The following is a 16862-nucleotide window of genomic DNA, read 5'->3' on the forward strand; positions in this document are numbered from 1 at the left end:
GGCCTTCTCCTCAGATCGGAAACTGGCCCAGCCCGAAGCGTCCGGGGGCCGGTCGGGGCGTGCCGTCGCGCCCGTTGACCAGCGGCCCGAGCGCGACGAGCGTGCCCAGCAGCAAGATGATTTCCACGCAGTAGACAAACCCGTAGCCCGTCGCCGGCGCCGCCAGCGTCGTGCCGAAATCGCGCGCGACCGCGACGGTCGAGACAAGGTCGCGCATCAGTGCGCCGAGCGCGATGGCAAGCCCCGCGCAGGTCGCCTGCACCGCGCCCCACGCGCCCAGTGCCAGGCCCGACTGTCCGTCGCGCGCCAGCCCCATCGCCTCGACCATCGTGCCGACCGAGAACAGCCCGGCACCCAGCCCGATAAAGGTCGCGCCGACCGCGAGCAGGACCACCTGCTCCAGCGGCGCGGCGAACAAGACCGCGAGGAACGCCGCGATGCCAGCGACCGCGCCATAGCCGGCCAGCCGCAACGGATCCGCACCGGTCGCGAGCCCGCGCGCCGCCAGCGCAAAGCCGACGATCATGCCCGTCGCCCAAAGCGCGGTCAGCGACGTGGTCGCGGCCACCGACAGGCCCAGAATTGCGCCGCCATAGGGTTCCAGCAGCACGTCCTGCATGCTGAACGCCGCGGCACCGAGCCCGACGACGGTCAGCAGGCGCAGGGTGCGTGGATTGGCGACATAGACCGCCCACAGGCTGGCGAAGTCGGGGCGTGGACGATCGGCGGCGGTGGCCGTGCGGTTGCGCGCTTCCTGCTTCCACAAGGCGGTGATGTTGAGCACCATGGTGACGACCGCGGCACCCTGGACGACCTGGACCAGCCGGGTGGGGGAGAAGTCGGCGAGCAGCCGGCCGATCAGCAGCGCGCTGAGCAGCATGCCCGCCAGCAGCGCGACGTACAGCAGCGCGACGACGCGCGGGCGGCTTGCCTCGGGCGCCAGGTCGGTGGCGAGCGCCAGGCCGGCGGTCTGGGTCATGTGCATCCCCGCGCCGACCAGCAGAAAGCCGATCGCGGCCCCGGTCTGGCCGATCCACGCCGGTGCCGCGCCGTCGCCCGTCATCACCAGGATGCCGAAGGGCAAAATGGCCAGCCCGCCGAACTGCAGGAGCGTACCGAACCAGATATAGGGCACCCGCTTCCACCCCAGTACCGACCGATGCTGGTCGGACTTGTGCCCGATCAGCGCGCGCAACGGGGCGAACAGGATGGGCAGTGCAACCATCGCCGCGACGACCGACGCCGACATGCCGAGCTCGACGATCATCACCCGGTTGAGCGTGCCGGTCAGCAGCACCATCGCCATGCCGACCGAAACCTGGAACAGCGAGAGCCGCAGCAACCGGCCGAGCGGCAGCTCGGCGGTCGCCGCGTCCGCAAAGGGCAGGAAGCGCGTCCCGATCCGGGTCCAGAAGGCGGCGCGCGGGCTCATCGCGGCAGCAGCTCCATCGCCTGGCTGGTGTAGAAGCCGCTCGCGATCCGCTCGGTGCGGCCCACACGCGCGCCGTGCGCCCCGCTGGTGATCAGCGTGCGGAGCAGGCGTTCGGCGACGGGCACGATTGCGGGCGCGCGATCCTGGCCGGGCAGCAGCTTGCCAGTCATGTGCATCGCACGCAACAACGGCGTGGCGGGGGCAAAGGTGAAGACGATCGACCCGGCGGTGCGATCGGCCAGCTGGTCGAGCACCTCGACAATGTCGAAGGCGGGGTAATGGATCAGCGAGTCCATCGCGACGACATGGTCGAACCGGCCGAGCGCCGGGTCGAGCAGGTCGCCGACGCGCCATTCGATATTGAGGTGGCGCGGCGCGCGGTTCTGCGCGATCGAAACCAGGCTGCCGGCGACGTCGATCGCCACCACCTGCGCGCCACGCTCAGCCGCCTCGACCGCCAGCGCGCCGGTGCCACAGCCGGCATCGAGCAGGCGCAGCCCGCGCATGTCGGCGGGCAGCCAGCCGAGCAGGGTGGCGCGCATCCGGTCGCGCCCCGCGCGCACGGTGCGGCGGATACCGCTGACCGGTGCATCCGACGTCAGCTGTTCCCAGGCTTTCGACGCGGTGCGGTCGAAATAGGTCTCGAGCTGGCCGCGATAGCGTGAGTAGGTGGCGCTGCCCATCATTCGAACCCCAGGAACTCGAAGATGTCGCGATCCTTCATCGGCACCGCGGCAAGCGCGTCGGTGCCCGCCCAGAGTTGCGCGGCCAGGCGCTTATACTCGTTGCACGCCGCCTCCACTTCGGGCGTCTGCTCCATTTCGAACAGCGTGCATTTCTTGAGGCGCGAGCGGCGAATGGCATCCAGATCGGGAAAATGCGCCAGGCGCTTCAGGCCGGTGGCGGCATTGAACCGGTCGATCTCGTCGGTTTGCGACGATCGGTTGGCGATCACGCCGGCCATGCGCACGTCGTAATTCTTGGCCTTGGCCTGGATCGCGGCGACGATGCGGTTCATCGCGAAGATCGAATCGAAGTCGTTGGCGGCAACCACCACCGCGCGCTCGGCATGCTGCAGCGGGGCGGCAAAGCCGCCGCACACCACGTCGCCCAGAACGTCGAAGATGACGACGTCGGTTTCCTCGAGCAGGTGGTGCTGCTTCAGCAGCTTGACCGTCTGGCCGACGACATAGCCGCCGCAGCCGGTGCCGGCCGGCGGGCCGCCGGCTTCCACGCACATCACGCCGTTGAACCCTTCGAACATATAGTCTTCGGGGCGGAGTTCCTCGTGATGGAAATCGGCCTGTTCGAGCACGTCGATGACGGTCGGCATCAGCTTCTTGGTCAGCGTGAAGGTGCTGTCATGCTTGGGATCGCAGCCGATCTGGAGCACGCGCTTGCCGAGCAGCGACAGCGCCGCCGACAGGTTGGAGGACGTGGTCGACTTGCCGATCCCGCCCTTGCCGTAAACGGCGATCACCTTGGCGTTGCCGATGCGGTCGACGGGGTCGAGCCGAACCTGGACGCTGCCTTCGCCATCCTGTCCGCGTACCGGGGGGTCGAGAAGTGCCATGCGTCGTTATTCCTTATGCTGCGACCGCGACCACGCCCTCGAGGCGGTCCTCGATCTCGTCGGATGCGGCGTGGAGTGCCGCCAGAGTTGCGTCGTCGGGTTGCCAGTAGTTGCGCTCGCTCGCCTCGATCAGCCGGTGGGCGACGCGGGCGGCGGCACGCGGGTTGAGCGAGGCGATGCGCGCGCGCATCTCGTCGTCCAGCACATAGGTCTCGCTGATCCGCTGATAGACCCAGGGGTCGACCTCGCCGGTCGTCGCCGACCAGCCCATCGTCGTGGTCACATGCCCCTCGATCGCGCGGACGCCCTCATAGCCGTGGCGCAGCAGCCCCTCGGCCCACACCGGATTGAGGATCCGGGTGCGGGTTTCGAGCGCGACCTGTTCCTGGAGCGAGCGGACCTTGCCGGTGCCCTGCGTCTGGTCGCCGATATAGACTGGCGCCGCGGCACCCTTGGCGCGCGTCACGGCGCGGCTGATGCCGCCCAGCGCGTCGACATATTGGTCGATGGTGGTGATGCCGAGTTCGACCGACTCGAGGTTCTGATAGGCGCAATCGACGGTCTTGAGCGCGGATGCGAGCAGTTCCGCCTGGCGGACCGGCTGGCCCTTGACGCCATAGGCATAGCCCTTTTGCCGCTCGAAGCTGTCGGCCAGTTCGTTGGGGTCGGTCCAGCCGCCGGTGTCGATCATCAGATTGACGTTGGCGCCATAGGCCCCCTCGGCGTTGGAGAACACGCGTAGCGCCGCGGTTTCGATGCCGCACTCATGCTCGGCCTGGTGCGCCAGGCTGTGCTTGCGCACATAATTCATCTCGACGGGTTCGTCGGCCTGGCTGGCGAGCAGCGCGGCTTCGGCCAGCATCCGCGTCTGCAGCGGCAGCAGGTCGCGGAACACGCCCGACAGCGTCGCGATCACGTCGATGCGCGGGCGACCGAGTTCGGCGAGCGGGATCAGCTCCGCCCCGGCCAGCCGGCTATAGCTGTCAAAGCGCGGCCGCGCGCCGATCAGCGCCAACGCCTGGGCGATCTGCGCGCCTTCGCTCTTGAGGTTGTCGGTGCCCCACAGCACCATCGCGACGGTTTCGGGCAGGCGACCGGAATCGGCGAGGCTGCGGTCGATCAGCCGCTGCGCCTGTTCCGCACCATCGCGCACCGCGAAGGCGCTGGGCAGGCGGAATGGGTCGAAGCCGTGGATGTTGCGGCCCGTCGGCAGAATTTCCGGCGTGCGCAGCACGTCGCCGCCGCTGACCGGATGGATATAGCGCCCGGCAAGCGCGGCGACGAGGCCGTCCAGCTCGGCGTTCGTGGCGAGCGCGGTGTTCAGCGCCGCCAGATCCTTGAGCAGCGGCGTGTCGAGCTTTAGCCGGCCGTCGACCAGCGCCTCGACCGTCAGCAGGTCGAGCGGCTCGCCGCGGCTGTCGGCGGTGGCGGCGACCATGTCGATCCGCTCTTCGCGCGTCGCGGCCTGGCCGGCGACATGCAGCCCCTGCGGGATCAGCTCGCGCTCGATTTCATAGAGCCGCGCGGCGAGCGCGGGGATGTCGTGGCCGTCCAGATCAATCGCGGCGGCCTGGTCGGCGATCAGTTCGGCGAGCATCTCGCCGGTCTCGTCGCCCGGCGGCAGCGCGCGCCAGCGTTCGACCGACGCCTTGAGGTCGGCCAGCCCCTTGTAGACGCCCGACTGGGTCAGCGCAGGGGTGAGGTAGCTCACCAACGTCGCGCCCGAGCGGCGCTTGGCCAGCACGCCTTCCGACGGATTGTTGGCGGCGTAGAGATAGATGTTGGGCAAGTCACCAATCAGCCGGTCGGGCCAGCATTGCGCGCTCAGGCCGGCTTGCTTGCCCGGCATGAACTCCAGGCTGCCATGCGTGCCGAAATGCAGCACGGCGTGGGCGCGGAAATCCTCGCGCAGCCAGCGGTAGAAGGCGGCAAAGGCATGGGTCGGGGCAAAGCGGCCGTTGAACAGCAGCCGCATCGGATCGCCCTCGATCCCCAGCGCGGGCTGAATGCCGACAACCACGTTGCCGAACTGCGCGCCGAGCACCTGCACCGCGCTGCCGTCCGACTGGAGCTTGCCGGGGGCGGGCCCCCATTCGCGCTCGATCTCGTTGAGCCAGGTCTCGGTCGACACGATCGTGTCGGCGGTGATGCGGGTGTGGACGTTGGCTTCGGTGCCGTAGCGCGCGGCGTTGCCGGCGAGGATGCGGTCGCGCAGCTCATCGACGCTGGCGGGAACGTCGACGCGATAGCCTTCATCCGCCAGCCGGCGGAGCGTGGCGTGGAGCGATTCGAACACCGCCAGGAACTGTGCGGAGCCCGCCGCACCGGCATTGGGCGGGAAGTTGAACAGGACGATGGCCACGCGGCGTTCGGCTTCCTGCGCCTGGCGCAGTTCGACCAGCTTGAGCACGCGGGCGGCCAGTGCCTCGGCACGTTCGGGGCAGCTTTCCATCGCGCGGACCGCGCCGCTCGTGGGGAAGGTGCAGTTGCGATCGCAGCCGGTGCAGGGCGTTTCCGCGCCGTCCGAGCGCCCGCCGAACACCATCGGATTGGTGCCGCCGTCCAGCTCGGGAATCGCGATCATCATCGTCGATTCGAGCGGCAGCAGCCCCTGGCGGTTGGCGCCCCAGGCCTGCAGCGTCTGAAACTCGACCGGATGCGCGGCGATATATGGCCGGTCGAGCTTGGCCAGCATTTCCTCGGCCAGCTTGGTGTCGTTATAGGCGGGGCCGCCGACCAGGCTGAACCCGGTCAGGTTGATGACCGCATCCACCGTCGCGGTGCCGCCGCGCATGAACAGCGTCTCGATCGCCGGGCGGCCGTCCAGCCCGCCGGCAAAGGCCGGGACGACGTTCAAGCCCTTGGCCTCCAGCGCGCGGATCACACCGTCATAATGCGCCGAGTCGCGTGCCAGGATGTAGGACCGCAGCATCAGCACGCCGACCGTGCCGACGGCGTCGCGCCGACGCGGCAGATCGGACACGGTGCGTGCCATCCGGTCCTTCATGTCGGGGTGGTAGACGCCGACCTCCGGGTAGTCGCGCGGCAACGCCGCCTTCATGCCGCCACGAAGCGCGCGGCGATCGCCATCGGCATAGCGATCGATCAGTGCGCGGATCATGTCGACGACATTGTCGTCCGAACCCGCCAGCCAGTATTGCAGCGTGAGGAAATAGGCGCGCACGTCCTGCGCGGTGCCGGGAATGAAGCGCAGCAATTTGGGCAGGCGGCGCAGCATCGCCATCTGGCCCTTGCCCGAGCTTGCCCCCGGCTTGCCCGATCCGCGCAGCTTTTTCAGCATCGCCAGCGGCCCGGTCGCGGGCTTGTCCATGCGGTAATCGCCCATGCGGGTCAGTTTGACGACCTCGCCTGCCGACATCAGGCCGACGATCGCGTCGCACGCCGCCTGCCGCGCCTGCAAATCGGGCAGCACCGCGCGGATATGATCCTCGAGGAACAGCATCGTCACCAGGATGATGTCGCCGCGCGCAATGTCGGCGCGCGCCGCTTCGAGCGCGCCCGGCTGATCATCCCAGTCGGCGGCCGCGTGGAAGCCGATGGTGACGCCGGGATGGGTGCGGTCGAACTGCGCCTGCGCGCGCTGGCACGCGCCCGACAGGTGATTGTCCAGCGTGATGATGACCACGCGCACGGGGGTGGGGGCGGCGCTAGCGGGCATAATGCGCCTTCGCGTCGTAAAGCGTGTCGAGCGTGATCACCGCCAGCCCCTGATCGGCGGCGAAGCGTTCGGTGTTGCGGCGTGCCTTGCCGCGCACGAAGAACGGGATTTTCCTGAGCTCGCGCTCGGCGTCAGAGGTCCAAAGCCCCTCCTCTGCAGGGGAGGGGTTGGGGTCGGGGTTGTCCGCGAGCGTTTCGGCATCTGCGCAGTGCTCACCCCCGACGCCTCCCGCCGGCGGGAGCGGGGATTTGTGACCATGCCCAAGATGGCTGGCGCCCGCGCCATCGGAAAACTCGAAATCGTCGCGGAACATGGTGAGCAGATGCTCCTCCAGCCCCATGACCAACGGGTGGACCCAGGTGTCGAACAGCACGTTCGCGCCCTCGAACCCCATTTGCGGCGAATAGCGCGCGGGGAAATCCTGGACATGGACGGGTGACGAAATGACCGCGCACGGCACGCCCAGCCGCTTGGCGATGTGGCGCTCCATCTGCGTCCCCAGCACCAGCTCGGGCTGCAGTTCGGCGATCGCCTGTTCAACCTCCAGATAGTCGTCGGTGATCAGCGGTTCGACGCCGTAAAGCTTGGCGGCATCGCGCAGGTCGCGGGCGAACTCGCGATTGTAGCAACCCAGGCCCACCACCTCGAAGCCCAGCTCGTCGCGAGCGACCCGCGCGGCGGCGATCGCGTGAGTCGCATCGCCGAAGATGAAGACGCGCTTGGCGGTCAGATAGGTTGAATCGACCGAACGGCTCCACCAGGGCAGGCGCGACTGAAGCTGGTCGGCATCGGCCGCGACGCCGGCAATCGCGGCGACCTCGGCGATGAACTCGCGAGTCGCCCCATAGCCGATTGGCACGGTGCGCACGGTCGGCTGGTTCAGGTTCTTTTCCAGCCAGCGCGCCGCGGTGTCGCCGGTTTCGGGATAGAGCAGCACGTTGAAATCGGCCGCGCCGATATTGGCGATGTCGGCCGGGCTGGCGCCCAGCGGCGCGACCAGATGGACGTCGACGCCCATTGCGTCGAGCAGCCGGGTGATCTCCACCACGTCGTCGCGGTGGCGAAAGCCGAGTGCGGTGGGGCCAAGCAGGTTGGCGCGCGGCCGGCGGCCCTCGCGCGGGGCGGGGCGCACGCTGCGATCGGCGATGGTGCGGACGATCTGGTAGAAGGTTTCCGACGCCCCCCAGCTTTCCTTGCGGGTGTAGCTGGGCAGTTCGAGCGGCACGACGGGGATCGGCAGGTTCATCGCCGCGACCAGCCCCGCGGGGTCATCCTGGATCAGCTCGGCGGTGCAGGATGCGCCGACCAGCATCGCCTGCGGCTGGAAGCGGTCATAGGCCTCGCGCGCGGCGGTCTGGAACAGTTCGGCAGTGTCCTTGCCCAGGTCGCGCGCCTGAAAGGTGGTGTAGGTGACCGGCGGCCGCGCATTGCGGCGCTCGATCATCGTGAACAGCAGGTCGGCATAGGTGTCGCCCTGCGGCGCGTGGAGGACATAATGGACGCCCTTCATCGCCGTCGCGACCCGCATCGCGCCGACATGCGGCGGGCCTTCATAGGTCCAGACGGTCAGCTGCATGGTGTGGCCGTCCCTTTCCCCGTCGCCCCGGCGGAGGCCGGGGCCGCTGGACAGCCTGGCGCGCGCCCGGTTCGGCGAGCGGCACCGGCCTGCGCCGGGGCGACGAGGAGAAGCCTCCTCATACCTTCAGCACATCCCGCCGGCGCAGCGGCCGGGCGAAAAGTTCGGCGAGGTCGCCGGCCTGGTCGAAACCATGGATGGGCGAGAAGACCAGCTCGATCGCCCATTTGGTGGTCAGCCCCTCCGCCTCCAGCGGATTGGCAAGGCCGAGGCCGCAGACCGTCAGGTCGGGGCGCTCGGCGCGCACGCGGTCGAGCTGGCGGTCGACGTCCTGGCCTTCGCTGACCAGCGTTGTGGCGGGCAGCATCTCCAGCTCGCGCGCCAGATGGCGGCGGTGCAGATAAGGGGTGCCGACCTCGACCGGGATCATCCCCAGTTCGGTCGCGAGGAAGCGCGCGAGCGGGATTTCAAGCTGCGAGTCGGGGAGGAAGAAAATCCGCTTGCCCTCAAGCCGTTCGCGCTGATGCGCCATCGCCCGCTTGGCGCGTTCGCGCAGCGGCGCCACGACGCGGCGGAAATGCAGCTCGTCCACGCCGAACACCTGCGCGGCGGCGTGCGCCCAGGCGGTCGTGCCCTCCGCGCCGAAGGGGAACAGCGCGTCGATCCGCTGCGCGCCGCGATCCTCGAGCGCCTGAGCGGTCGCGCCCAGAAAGGGCTGGGCGAGCAGGAAGCGGGTGTTCGGCCCGACCGGCGGCATCTCGCCCGCCCGACGCGCGGGCAGCGAGCGGACGCGCGCGATGCCAAGCTCGACGAAAAGACGCAGAAACTGGTCCTCGACGATATCGGGCAGCGCGCCGACGATCATCAGCTCGGCCGAGTCGTCGCGAGTCGCGGGCAAAGTGGGGACGAGCGCGGCGAGGCAGGCATCCTCGCCCTCGGTGAACGTCGTTTCGATCCCGCTGCCCGAATAGTTGAGGATGCGGACCTGCGGCGAATGCTTGTCGGACAGGCGCTCGGCGGCGCGCGACAGGTCGAGCTTGATGACCTCCGACGGGCACGACCCGACCAGGAACAGCATCCGGATGTCCGGGCGGCGGGCGAGCAGCCGGTCGACGACCCGGTCGAGCTCCTCATTCGCGTCGGCCAGGCCCGCCAGGTCGCGTTCCTCGATGATCGCGGTGCCGAAACGCGGCTCGGCAAAGATCATCACGCCGGCGGCCGATTGCAGCAAATGCGCACAGGTGCGCGAGCCGACCACCAGGAAGAACGCGTCCTGAACCTTGCGGTGCAGCCAGATGATTCCGGTCAGGCCGCAAAAGACTTCGCGCTGGCCGCGTTGGCGCAGCACGTCCGGGCGTACGGAGGGGGCACAATCGGTGCCGGCGGGCGGGGCGAGCACGGGGGCGAGCGGGCTCATTGTGCCACCGCCAGCGTCGCACCCGACTCGCTATTGCCCTGAAGCCGCGCGACCCGCAGCTTCCACAAAAACTGTCCAGCGTTGATGACATAAGCCGCATAGCCGGCCAGCGCGACCGCGAATTGCTGGACGGGCGAGCCGATGCCCGCGAACAGCATGACCAGATAGGCGGTGTGAAGCGCCAGCACCGCCATGCTGAACAGGTCCTCCCACCAGAAGGCGTCAGCGAACAGCCATTTGCCGAACACGACCTTTTCCCAGATCGAGCCGGTGACCATGATGGTGTAGAGGGTCAGCGTCTTGACCACGACCGATGCGGCGGCGACGTCCCCGCCGGCACCGGTGATCAGATAGCGGGCGACGAGCGCCAGGCTGACCAGGAAGACCGCGAACTGGAATGGGGCGAGCACGGCCTGGACCGTCGTCCACACGCTCGCATCGCGGCGCCGGCGCTGCTCGGGCGTATAGAGCGACCCGCGTGCCGCCGTTTCCTCCACCGCCGAGCCAATCTCTGGCCGCATGCCTCACGCCCTCTTGTCGTTGCGCACATTATGGCACCGACGCGAAAAGTGTCAAACAGAATAGACGTAAAGCAAAAATGACACTTTTCGACTTGGTCCCGATTTCGCGGGTTGTGGCGGGATCGAAACAGGCGTAGCTTGATCCCTGCGGGATTCCAAAAATGTGGCGCTTCGCGAGGTTTGTACAAACATCGACCCGAGCTTCAGGGAGAGCGCGGAAATGGCCTACATCCACTCCAATGGTAAGCCCATGCCGCCGGTCGCGCCGCGTGACGGCGGACGCCGCCGCCGGTCCCGCGCGAGTGCGGAGGCGCGCGCGCCGCTCGAGTTGCTTTCATCCCCGCCCGACCAGGCTTCGCTGGCCGCGCTGATCGAATCCCAGGTGATCCCCCGCCTGCTGATGGCGCATCCGGTCCGCGCGCGGGCGACGTCGGCGGCAACCACGGCATCCGGCGCGCCGGGCATCATGCCCGCGGATATCGACGCGTTCACCCCCCTGGTCCTCCAGGTCGAGGCTGATGAACTGGTCGCGCGGGTCGAGGCACTGCTTGACCGCGGGATCAGCGTCGAGGCGTTGCTGCTCGACCTGCTGGTCCCCCAGCGCGCGCCGGTTCGGCGATTATTGGGAGCAGGACCGTTTCGACTTCGTCGACGTGACAATGGGACTGTGGCGCCTGCAGGAGGTCGTGCACGAATTGTCGGCGCGCGCGCCCATCGAGCATGGCCGCGAGACGGGCCGGCGCGCGCTGTTCGCGTCGGTGCCCGGCGATCAGCATACCTTCGGGACGATCGTGATCGAGGAGGTGTTCGCGCGTGGCGGCTGGGTCACCGACCGCATGGTCCAGGCGACGACCAGCCTGCTGGTTGAACGGGTCGCCGACGAATGGTTTGATCTTGTCGGATTGACCGCAAGCTGTAGCGGCCATACGGCGACCATGCCGTCTGCGATCAAGGCGATGCGCAGCGTTTCCCGCAATCCGCACTTGTGCGTGATGGTGGGTGGACCCGTTTTCCTGACGGATCCGCAGATGGCGCAGCGTGTCGGCGCGGATGCGACCGCACCCGACGCGCGCATGGCTTTGTCTGTCGCCGAAACCTGGCTTGGCGCAAGGAGGCGTGAAGCACGTTACGGCTGAGTAGCTTACGAGGGAGCGCCAGAGCGCGCAGAATGAACAGGCACCACGCCCCTTCCGCGCCCAGCGGTTTTTCGACTCCGGACCTTTATCCAGGGCCTTTGAGCGCCGAGTCCGCCGCCGCCATCCTCGGCGCGGTCGGCGACCTCGCGCTGATCCTCGACCCGGACGGCTTGGTCCTCGACATGGCGGTGTCGGATCGCGAGCTCGTCAAGCTGGGGATCACCGGCTGGAAGGGGACCCGCTGGCACGACACGGTCGAGATCGAAGGACATCCCAAGCTCGACGAAATGTTGAGCCAGGCGTCGACCAGCGAGGCGCCGCGCTGGCGCCAGGTCACGCACCGGACGCCCAATGGCGACGTGCCGGTCCGCTATCTGACGATGCGGCTGGGCGATGGCGGGCGCCTGATCGCGATCGGGCGCGAGCTTCGCGCGGCGGCGGCGACTCAGCAACGCCTGCTCCAGACCCAGCAGTCGCTGGAGCGCGACTATATCCGGCTGCGCCAGGCCGAGGCGCGCTACCGTCTGCTCTTCGACATGGCGCACGAGCCCGTGCTGATCGTCGACGCGGCGACGCGGCGGATTCGCGAGGCCAATGCCGCCGCGCATGTCATTCTGGGGATGAAGGAGGGCGCGCTGACCGATCAGCCTGCCGGCGTCATCGTTGAGGCGGCCGATCGCGAGCGGCTGATCGCTTTTCTGGGCGCGGCCGAAGCAGCCGCGACGCTGGCACCGATCGGCGTGACGCTGCGCAAGGGCGCCGGACAGGCGCAATTGAACGCGACGCTGTTCCGCCAGGCCCGCATGGCGCTGCTGCTGCTCCGGATCGATCCGGGCGAGCGCGGGGAGGGCGCGCAGGGCGGCGTCGACCGGCTGCGCGATGTCATCGAACGTATGCCCGACGCCTTCGTGCTCGCCGATGCCAATCTGGCGGTGCTCGCTGCCAACACCGCCTTTGTCGACCTGGCCGAGGTGCCGTCCGCGAGCCGGATCATCGGCCAGCCGATCGGCGAATGGCTGGGGCGGCCCGGCATCGATGCCGACCTGCTGGCGCGCCAGCTGCGCGAACATGGCCTGGTGCGCAATGCCACGACCATCATGCGCGGTGCGTTCGGTTCGGAGGAGGAGGTTGAGGTCTCTGGGGTTTGCGTCACGTCGGAGAGCGGCGATCGCCAGTTCGGCTTCACGATCCGCCCCGTCGCCCGCCGGCTGCGCGAAACGCCGGTCGCGGGCATCGAGATGCCGCGTTCGGTCGAGCAGCTGACCGACCTGGTCGGACGCATGTCGCTGAAGGAGATCGTGCGCGAGTCGACCGATCTCATCGAGCGACTGTGTATCGAGGCCGCGCTGAACTACACGTCGGACAACCGTGCGTCCGCGGCCGAGATGCTGGGCGTCAGCCGCCAGAGTCTCTATTCAAAGCTGCACCGCCACGGGCTTGGCAGCTTGGTTCCCGACGCCGAGTAACCATTTGCGTACAGTCAAAGTGTCAATTTGATTTGACGCTTTTGCCGGTCGGGCATAGGCTCGCGCCATGGCTCATTCGTCCACCCGACCGCTTGCCGCCCCGGCCCCCGCGGTGCGCGACGTGGTCGAGTTGCTCAAACCGATCACCTGGTTTCCCCCGATGTGGGCGTTCATGTGCGGGGTCGTGTCTTCCGGGGTGCCGATCGTCGACCGCTGGCCCTTCCTGATCGCGGGGATCGCGCTGACCGGCCCGCTGGTCTGCGGCACGAGTCAGGCGGTGAACGACTGGTTCGATCGTCATGTCGACGCGATCAATCAGCCCGACCGGCCGATCCCGTCGGGCCGCATCGCCGGGCGATGGGGTTTGTGGATCGCGTGCATCGGTACGTTGTTGTCGCTCGCGGTCGCGGCGGCGACCGGTCCGTGGGTGCTGGGCGCGACCGCCATCGGCCTCGTGCTCGCCTGGGCGTACAGCGCACCGCCGCTGCGGCTTAAGGTCAACGCGGTCTGGGGGCCGGGCGCAGTCGCGCTGTCCTATGAGGGGCTGACCTGGTTCACCGGGGCGGCGGTGATGGCGGGCGCACTGCCCGATGGCCGGGTGCTGGCGGTCCTGCTGCTCTACAGCCTGGGCGCGCACGGCATCATGACGCTCAACGATTTCAAGGCGGTGGAGGGCGATCTTGCCACGGGTGTGCGGTCGCTGCCCGCAATGCTGGGCGTCGATCGCGCCGCGCGGATCGCCTGCGCAGTGATGCTGGCCCCCCAGCTGGCGGTCATTGCGCTGCTCATCGCCTGGGGCCTGATGCTGTCTGCCGCGATCGTCGCGGCGCTGACGCTCGCCCAGATCGGCTTCATGCGCGTGCTGCTGCGCGATCCCCGCGGCAAGACGCCCTGGTATAACGGCACCGGCATCAGCGCCTATGTCTTCGGCATGCTCGCCGCCGCGCTTGGCCTGGGCGGCGTGATATGAGCGCGTCCGCCGGCACCGCGCCGCCGCTCGGCTGGTTCGGCATCGTCCGGCTGGGGCTGGTGCAAAGCGCGATCGGCGCGATGGTGATGCTGGCGACGTCGCTCCTCAACCGGGTGATGGTCGTCGAATATGCGCTGCCCGCCGCGCTGCCCGCCGGGCTCGTCGCCTGGCATTATGCGGTGCAGCTGACCCGCCCGCTTTGGGGGCACGGATCGGATCGCGGGCGACGGCGGACGCCGTGGATCATCGGTGGAATGGGGGTGCTGGCGCTGGGCGTGCTGGCCGCGGTCGACCTGGTCCCCTGGCTGGCCACCGGCTCATCTGCGGCACTTGTCGGCGCAGCCGCAGCCTTCGCGCTGATCGGGGCCGGGGTCGGCGCGGCCGGCACCTCGCTCCTGGCGCTGCTCGCCGTGCGCGTCGCGCCCGAACGGCGATCGGCGGCGGCGGCGATCACCTGGATCATGATGGTCGCGGGCATCGTCGTTTCGGCCGGGGTCGCGGGATCGCTGATCGATCCGTTTTCGCTGCCGCGCCTGGCGCTGGTGGTGAGCGGCGTAGCGCTGGTCGCGTTCGTCGTCGCGGGAATTGCGGTCGCGGGGATCGAGCGGGGGCATTTGATCGCGCCCGCCGAGGCGGCGTCGGACGAAAGCTTTCCCCAGGCGATTCGGGCGATGTGGGTCAGCGCCGACGCGCGCCGCTTTACCCTGTTCGTCTTCATGTCGATGCTCGCTTATTCGATGCAGGACATGATCCTCGAGCCCTTTGCGGGGCTGGTCTTTGGTTTCACACCGGGCGAGTCGACCAAGCTTGCCGGGGTGCAGCATGGCGGCGTGCTGGCGGGCATGATCCTGGTCGGCGTCGGTGCCAATGCGTTTGGCGGGCGCAGCGCCGACGGGCTGCGACGCTGGATCGTCGGCGGCTGCGTCGCGTCCGCGCTGGCGCTGGCCGGACTGGCGCTCGCCGCATTGCGCGGCGGCGCCTGGCCGCTGGCGGGCAACGTCGCGCTGCTGGGCTTTGCCAATGGCGTGTTCGCGGTCGCGGCGATCGGCACGATGATGGCGCTGGCGGGTGCGGCGGGCGACGGCCGCGCCGGGGTGCGCATGGGCGTGTGGGGCGCGGCACAGGCGATCGCGTTCGGCACTGGCGGGCTGCTCGGCGCGGTCGCGGTCGACCGCGGACGCGCGCTGATCGGCGACGACGGCCGCGCCTTCATGCTGGTGTTCGCCGCCGAAGCGGCGTTGTTCGTGGTCGCCGCCACGCTGGCGATCGGCCGGACGATGCCCGGACGAACGGCCTCTATCGATTATCATTCACGGGAGCTGGCGCGATGAAGCAGATGCCGACTGATCGCCGATCCGCCGATTTCGACGTCGTCGTCGTAGGCGGCGGGCCGGCGGGCGCGACCGCCGCGACGGATCTGGCGCGACAGGGCCGCCACGTGCTGCTGCTCGACCGCGCCGGCCGCATCAAGCCGTGCGGCGGCGCCATCCCGCCGCGCGCCATCCAGGATTTCGAGATTCCCGAACATCTGCTCGTCGCGCGCGCCAGGGCGGCGCGGATGATTGCGCCATCGGGCATGACCGTCGACATGCCGTGCGGCGACGGGTTTGTCGGGCTGGTCGATCGCGAGGTGTTCGACGAATGGCTGCGCGCCCGCGCCGCGCTGGCGGGTGCCGAACGCCGCACCGGCACGTTCGAGTCGATCGAGCGCGACAGCGACGGATGCGCGGTGATCGTCTATCGTGGCGAACGCGGCGGCGATCCGGTGCGGGTGCGCGCACGCAGCGTCATCGGCGCCGACGGCGCCCGATCGAAGGTCGCGCGCGCCACGGTCAAGGGCGCGGACAAGGTCCCGTGCGTTTTCGCCTATCACGAGATCGTGAAGTCGCCCGCCGTCGCCAGCGACGTGTTCGATCCCGACCGCTGCGACGTTTATTATCAGGGCCACCTTTCGCCCGATTTCTATGCCTGGATCTTCCCGCATGGCGACACTGCCAGCGTCGGGGTAGGCAGCGCCAACAAGGGCTTTCCGCTGCGCGACGCGATTGACCGGCTGCGCGACCAGACCGGGCTCGATGGCTGCGAGACGATCCGCCGAGAGGGCGCGCCGATTCCGTTGAAGCCGCTGCGGCGGTGGGACAACGGCATCGACACCGTCGTGGCGGGCGATGCCGCCGGCGTGGTCGCGCCGTCGTCGGGCGAAGGGATCTATTATGCCATGGCGTGTGGGCGCATTGCCGGCGAGGCAGTCGACCTGTTCCTGGCGACAGGCAAGGCAAGCGCGCTGAAAACCGCGCGCCGCCGCTTCATGCGCGACCATGGCCGTGTGTTCTGGATCCTCGGGATCATGCAGTATTTCTGGTACAGGAACGACAAACGCCGCGAACGCTTCGTCGAAATCTGCAAGGACCCCGATGTCCAGACGCTGACCTGGCAGGCCTATATGAACAAGAAGCTCGTAAGGCGTAAGCCGATGGCGCACGTGCGTATCTTCTGGAAGGACCTGCGCCACCTGCTGGGGTCGGCGGCATGACCGCGCTGGGCCGTGCGTGGGTCGTCCCGGTCATCATTGCGGCGCTGGCGGCGTTGTTCGTTGCGATCGTCGGCAGTACGATGACCGATATCGGTCCGTGGTATCGCAGCCTCGCCAAGCCGGCATGGGCGCCGCCGGATTCGATCTATGGCGTGGCGTGGACCGCGATCTTCATGACCACCGCGCTGGCCAGCGTCACCGCGTGGCGCGCGATCCATACGCGCAGCGAAAGCGAGATTTTCATCGGCCTGTTCGCGCTCAACGGCTTCCTCAATATCCTGTGGAGCTTTTTGTTCTTCCGGCTCGAGCGGCCGGATTGGGCCGCGGTCGAAGTGATCGTGCTCGGCCTGTCGATCCTGGCGATGATCCTGTTCTGCGCGCGGCGGTCCTCGGCGGCGGCGCTGCTGCTGTTGCCCTATCTCGGCTGGGTCGCGGTTGCCGGCGCGCTCAACTGGCAGATCGTGGCGCTGAACGGGCCGTTCGGCTGAGCGCGTTCTTCGCCAGCGGTCACGCCGTCGACCTCATCCTCGTCGTACTGGCGATCGAATATCTGTGGCTG

General features: G+C 68.6%; 14 protein-coding genes. 6 read left to right on the forward strand and 8 right to left on the reverse strand.

Annotated elements, in window-relative coordinates; genetic code table 11:
* Positions 1 to 10 precede the first annotated feature (10 nt).
* The 8 genes from AX709_RS14370 to AX709_RS14405 all read right to left on the reverse strand — a co-directional run bounded on the left by AX709_RS14370 (position 11) and on the right by AX709_RS14405 (position 10690).
* On the reverse strand, positions 11 to 1432 hold the full coding sequence (locus tag AX709_RS14370; RefSeq protein ID WP_066550365.1) for a BCD family MFS transporter: 1422 nt from the start codon (positions 1430 to 1432) through the stop codon (positions 11 to 13).
* The gene (gene bchM / locus AX709_RS14375; RefSeq protein WP_066482723.1) at positions 1429 to 2115 is read right to left on the reverse strand and encodes a magnesium protoporphyrin IX methyltransferase; all 687 of its coding nucleotides are present in this window, start codon (positions 2113 to 2115) and stop codon (positions 1429 to 1431) included. The genes AX709_RS14370 and bchM overlap by 4 nt, the downstream gene beginning before the upstream one ends.
* On the reverse strand, positions 2115 to 3005 hold the full coding sequence (gene bchL / locus AX709_RS14380; protein ID WP_066482721.1) for a ferredoxin:protochlorophyllide reductase (ATP-dependent) iron-sulfur ATP-binding protein: 891 nt from the start codon (positions 3003 to 3005) through the stop codon (positions 2115 to 2117). Before bchL ends, bchM begins: the two co-directional genes overlap by 1 nt.
* A 13-nt stretch (positions 3006 to 3018) precedes the next feature.
* On the reverse strand, positions 3019 to 6684 hold the full coding sequence (locus tag AX709_RS14385; RefSeq protein WP_066550367.1) for a magnesium chelatase subunit H: 3666 nt from the start codon (positions 6682 to 6684) through the stop codon (positions 3019 to 3021).
* On the reverse strand, positions 6674 to 8260 hold the full coding sequence (bchB, locus tag AX709_RS14390) for a ferredoxin:protochlorophyllide reductase (ATP-dependent) subunit B (protein WP_066550370.1): 1587 nt from the start codon (positions 8258 to 8260) through the stop codon (positions 6674 to 6676). Before bchB ends, AX709_RS14385 begins: the two co-directional genes overlap by 11 nt.
* A gap of 118 nt (positions 8261 to 8378) precedes the next feature.
* Positions 8379 to 9677, reverse strand: coding sequence for a ferredoxin:protochlorophyllide reductase (ATP-dependent) subunit N (locus AX709_RS14395; RefSeq protein ID WP_066550373.1), 1299 nt, complete (start codon positions 9675 to 9677; stop codon positions 8379 to 8381).
* Complete coding sequence (bchF, locus tag AX709_RS14400) at positions 9674 to 10198, reverse strand: 2-vinyl bacteriochlorophyllide hydratase (RefSeq protein WP_066550375.1); 525 nt, start codon at positions 10196 to 10198, stop codon at positions 9674 to 9676. Before bchF ends, AX709_RS14395 begins: the two co-directional genes overlap by 4 nt.
* A gap of 225 nt (positions 10199 to 10423) precedes the next feature.
* Positions 10424 to 10690 (reverse strand): hypothetical protein, encoded by a 267-nt coding sequence (locus AX709_RS14405; protein WP_156454284.1) that lies wholly within the window; start codon positions 10688 to 10690, stop codon positions 10424 to 10426.
* A 56-nt stretch (positions 10691 to 10746) separates the two neighbouring features.
* Between AX709_RS14405 and AX709_RS14410 the strand changes: the two genes are divergently transcribed.
* The 6 genes from AX709_RS14410 to AX709_RS14435 all read left to right on the forward strand — a co-directional run bounded on the left by AX709_RS14410 (position 10747) and on the right by AX709_RS14435 (position 16791).
* Positions 10747 to 11334 (forward strand): cobalamin B12-binding domain-containing protein, encoded by a 588-nt coding sequence (locus AX709_RS14410; RefSeq protein ID WP_197432040.1) that lies wholly within the window; start codon positions 10747 to 10749, stop codon positions 11332 to 11334.
* A 98-nt stretch (positions 11335 to 11432) separates the two neighbouring features.
* Positions 11433 to 12800 (forward strand): transcriptional regulator PpsR, encoded by a 1368-nt coding sequence (gene ppsR, locus AX709_RS14415; RefSeq protein ID WP_231727539.1) that lies wholly within the window; start codon positions 11433 to 11435, stop codon positions 12798 to 12800.
* Positions 12801 to 12867: 67 nt separating this feature from the next.
* Complete coding sequence (chlG, locus tag AX709_RS14420) at positions 12868 to 13770, forward strand: chlorophyll synthase ChlG (RefSeq protein ID WP_066550387.1); 903 nt, start codon at positions 12868 to 12870, stop codon at positions 13768 to 13770.
* Complete coding sequence (locus AX709_RS14425; RefSeq protein WP_066550389.1) at positions 13767 to 15101, forward strand: BCD family MFS transporter; 1335 nt, start codon at positions 13767 to 13769, stop codon at positions 15099 to 15101. Before chlG ends, AX709_RS14425 begins: the two co-directional genes overlap by 4 nt.
* A complete protein-coding gene (locus AX709_RS14430) occupies positions 15098 to 16303 on the forward strand; it encodes a geranylgeranyl diphosphate reductase (protein ID WP_231727540.1) in 1206 nt (401 codons plus the stop codon). The genes AX709_RS14425 and AX709_RS14430 overlap by 4 nt, the downstream gene beginning before the upstream one ends.
* Complete coding sequence (locus tag AX709_RS14435) at positions 16300 to 16791, forward strand: TspO/MBR family protein (protein ID WP_066482696.1); 492 nt, start codon at positions 16300 to 16302, stop codon at positions 16789 to 16791. The genes AX709_RS14430 and AX709_RS14435 overlap by 4 nt, the downstream gene beginning before the upstream one ends.
* Positions 16792 to 16862 lie beyond the last annotated feature (71 nt).

This window comes from Sphingomonas sp. CCH15-F11 (genome assembly GCF_001557005.1).
In the GTDB taxonomy this organism is placed as follows: domain Bacteria; phylum Pseudomonadota; class Alphaproteobacteria; order Sphingomonadales; family Sphingomonadaceae; genus Sphingomonas.